A 3,676-nucleotide genomic window follows, 5' to 3' on the forward strand; every position below is an offset into this window, starting at 1 on the left:
CTAAACCGGCATCCCTGCCGGTTTACCCCCCAAATCCCTGTCGAATTCCGGCCAGCGTGGTTTGACGGGGCGCTTAAGATCAAGATCAAAAGCAGATCAAGAGCAAGAGCGGCTCGCTTCGCATCGTGGAGTGTGTGGCCGGGCGCGATCAACTGTGGGAGCTGGCTTGCCTGCGAAGGTATCGACTCGGTGTGCCTGAATCACCGAGTTGACTGGATCGCAGGCAAGCCAGCTCCCACAGTGACCGTGCTCTACCTACCCAACTGTTATGCCTCTCACACCGCAATCCTGTAAGTTTCGCCAAAAATACCCATCAAGCCGTTAGTCGCCGCACCCCGCGATGCATTAAAGTAAACGCCCCAGGCCCGGTGTTCTGTCACGACACCCAGGCTCATCTTTCCAGGAACCGTCATCGATGGAACATCGTGAAGCGCTGCTTGCGCTGCGAACCTTTCTTTCTACGCAGATTCTCGGCCAGGAAAAACTCATTGATCGCCTGCTGATCGCCCTGCTCGCTGACGGCCATATGCTGGTCGAAGGCGCGCCGGGGCTGGCCAAGACCAAGGCGATCAAGGAGTTGGCCGAAGGGATCGAAGCGCAGTTCCATCGTATCCAGTTCACCCCCGACCTGTTGCCCGCCGATATCACCGGCACCGAGATCTATCGTCCGGAAACCGGCAGCTTCGTATTCCAGCAGGGGCCGATCTTCCATAACCTGGTGCTCGCAGACGAAATCAACCGTGCCCCGGCCAAGGTGCAGTCGGCCTTGCTCGAAGCCATGGCCGAGCGCCAGGTCAGCGTGGGCCGCAGCACCTACGAGCTGTCGCCGCTGTTCCTGGTGATGGCCACGCAAAACCCCATCGAGCAGGAAGGCACCTACCCGCTGCCCGAAGCCCAGCTCGACCGGTTCCTGATGCACGTCAAGATCGGCTTCCCGGACGCCGCCGTCGAGCGCCGCATCCTGCAGCAAGCTCGTGGCGAAGCACTCAATGGCGAAACCAAGCCCGAGCGCCGGGTCAGCCAACAGGCCATCTTTGCCGCCCGCAAGGAAATCCTCGGCCTGTACATGGCCGATGCCGTGGAGGAATACCTGGTGCAACTGGTGATGGCCACGCGCACCCCTGCCAAGTTCGACCCGGAAATGGCCGAGTGGATCGCCTATGGCGCCAGCCCTCGTGGCTCCATCGCTCTGGACCGTTGTGCCCGGGCCCATGCCTGGTTGGCCGGTCGCGATTTTGTCAGCCCGGAAGATATCCAGGCGGTGCTGTTCGACGTGCTGCGTCACCGTATCATCCTGTCGTTCGAGGCCGAAGCCGCCGGTGTCGACCAGGACCGCGTGGTGCAACGCATTCTCGACGTCGTTGCCGTCGCTTGAAGTCGATGAACGCAAGCGATGGCATCCGCGTAACCCTCAGTGAATTGATTGAGATGCGCCACCGCGTGCGTGAGGTGCAGTTGTTCTCCACGCCTGGCCAGCGTAGCCCACTGGTGGGCCTGCATCACTCCAAGCTGCGCGGGCGTGGCGTCGATTTCGACCAGGTGCGCGTGTACCAGGCCGGCGACGACGTGCGCACCATCGACTGGCGCGTCACCGCGCGTACCCAGGAGCCGCACACCAAGCTGTTCCACGAAGAGCGCGAACGGCCGATTTTCATCATGGTCGAACAAAGTTGCCGGCTGTTTTTCGGCTCGGGGCAAATGTTCAAGTCGGTGCTTGCCGCCCAGGCCGCCAGCCTGATCGGTTGGGCCGCTCTTGGCCATAACGACCGGGTGGGCGGGCTGGTGTTCGGCGACAACGAGCACTACGAGATCAAGCCACGGCGCAGCAAACAGAGCCTGTTGCAACTGCTCAACCGGCTGGTGCGGGTCAACCAGAGCCTGAACACCGAGCGTCAGCCGGAAGCGGATGCCCTGGGCATGGCCTTACGCCGTGGCCGCGAGGTGCTGCGCCCCGGCAGCCTGGTGGTGGTGATCTGTGATGAGCGCGCCCTCACCGAAGGCGCCGAGCAACAGCTGAGCCTGCTGGCGCGCCATTGCGACCTGCTGTTGTTGCCAATCTCTGACCCGTTGGACCACGCCCTGCCCGCCGCCGGGCTGCTGCGTTTCGCGCAAAGAGGTGCGCAACTGGAATTGGACACGCTGAACATCGACCTGCGCCAGGCCTACAAGGCCCAGGCCGAAGCACGTATCGCCCGCTGGGAACTGCTCGCGCAGAAACTGCGGCTGTTGTTGATGCCCTTGAGCACCCAGAGTGAAATGGTCGAGCAACTGCGCGAATACCTCAACCCGCAACGCCCGGTTAAAAAACCATGAGCAGCCTGGACCAACTGCAACCGCTGATCGCCCCGCCCGCCATTGGCTTCTGGCCACCGGCGCCGGGCTGGTGGCTGTTGCTGCTGGTGATCCCACTGCTCGGTTGGGGCTTGTGGTGGCTGCGCCGTTTCCTGCCGGCCCGCCGCCCTGTGGCCCGCGCCGAACAACCGCTGGACCCGTTGCGTATCGCCGCCCTGGCCGAGTTGGCTTTGATGCCCAAGCCCTACGACGGTGCGCCTGCGGGCGCCTGGCTGCAGCAACTCAACGGCCTGCTCAAGCGCCTGTGCCGTAACGACTACCCTTATAGCCAGAGCCATACCCTCAACGGGCGTAAATGGCTGGCCTTCCTCGACAACCGCTGCCCCGCCGCCGGCCTGACGCGCTGGATGGTATTGGTGGAAGGCGCCTACAAACCCGAATGCAAGCTCGACGACAAAGCCATCGCCGGCCTCACCCAAGCCGTCGACACCTGGATTCGCAAACATGTTTGAGTTCGCCTGGCCGTGGATCTTCGCCCTGTTGCCACTGCCCTGGGTCATGCGCCTGGTGCTGCCCGTGGCCGACAGCGGCGAACCGGCGCTCAAAGTCAGCTACCTCAGCGACCTCGAAGGCCTGGCCCGCCGCCGTGCCCGCGCCAACCTGCCCGGCTGGCGCCAGCAAGCCCCATTCGTGGTGCTGTGGCTGCTGCTGTTGACCGCCGCCGCCCGCCCGCAATGGCTGGGCGAACCCTTGCCGATTGCTGCCAGCGGCCGGGATTTGCTGGTGGCGGTGGATGTCTCTGGCTCCATGGATTTTCCCGACATGCATTGGCAGGACGAAGACGTCAGCCGCCTGGCCCTGGTCAAGCACCTGCTGGGAGACTTTCTGGAGGAGCGTGAAGGTGACCGCGTGGGCCTGATCCTGTTCGGCAGCCAAGCCTACCTGCAAGCGCCCCTGACCTTTGACCGCCGCACCGTGCGCACCTGGCTGGATGAAGCGCGCATCGGCATTGCTGGCAAGAACACCGCCATCGGCGACGCCATCGGCCTGGCCATAAAACGCCTGCGCCAGCGCCCGGCGCAAAGCCGTGTGCTGATCCTGGTCACCGACGGCGCCAACAACGCCGGGCAGATCGACCCGTTGACCGCCGCGCGCCTGGCGGCCGAGGAAGGCGTGAAAATCTACCCCATCGGCATCGGCGCCGACCCCGAGCAAACCGGCTCCCTGGGCATCCTTGGCGTAAACCCGAGCCTGGACCTCGACGAACCGGCGCTCAAGGCACTGGCCGAGACCACCGGCGGCCAGTATTTCCGCGCCCGGGACGGCGAGGAACTGCTGAAGATCAAGGACACCCTCGACACCCTCGAGCCCGTGGAACAACAAC

4 protein-coding genes are annotated in these 3,676 nt (G+C 63.9%); all 4 read left to right on the top strand.

Going from position 1 to position 3,676, the window contains the following annotated elements:
* Positions 1-415 precede the first annotated feature (415 nt).
* Positions 416-1,375, top strand: a complete 960-nt coding sequence (locus tag GIV35_RS26960) for an AAA family ATPase (RefSeq protein WP_020301524.1) — start codon at positions 416-418, stop codon at positions 1,373-1,375.
* 5 nt (positions 1,376-1,380) lie between these two features.
* On the top strand, positions 1,381-2,313 hold the full coding sequence (locus GIV35_RS26965; RefSeq protein ID WP_034126021.1) for a DUF58 domain-containing protein: 933 nt from the start codon (positions 1,381-1,383) through the stop codon (positions 2,311-2,313).
* Complete coding sequence (locus GIV35_RS26970; RefSeq protein WP_003190798.1) at positions 2,310-2,804, top strand: DUF4381 domain-containing protein; 495 nt, start codon at positions 2,310-2,312, stop codon at positions 2,802-2,804. The genes GIV35_RS26965 and GIV35_RS26970 overlap by 4 nt, the downstream gene beginning before the upstream one ends.
* The coding region (locus GIV35_RS26975) for a vWA domain-containing protein (protein ID WP_236491455.1) at positions 2,797-3,676 on the top strand (880 nt) is incomplete at its 3' end. The genes GIV35_RS26970 and GIV35_RS26975, both read left to right, overlap by 8 nt.

The sequence above is a fragment of the Pseudomonas sp. PA-1-6B genome, assembly GCF_021609545.1.
GTDB classification, from domain to species: domain Bacteria; phylum Pseudomonadota; class Gammaproteobacteria; order Pseudomonadales; family Pseudomonadaceae; genus Aquipseudomonas; species Aquipseudomonas fluorescens_BV.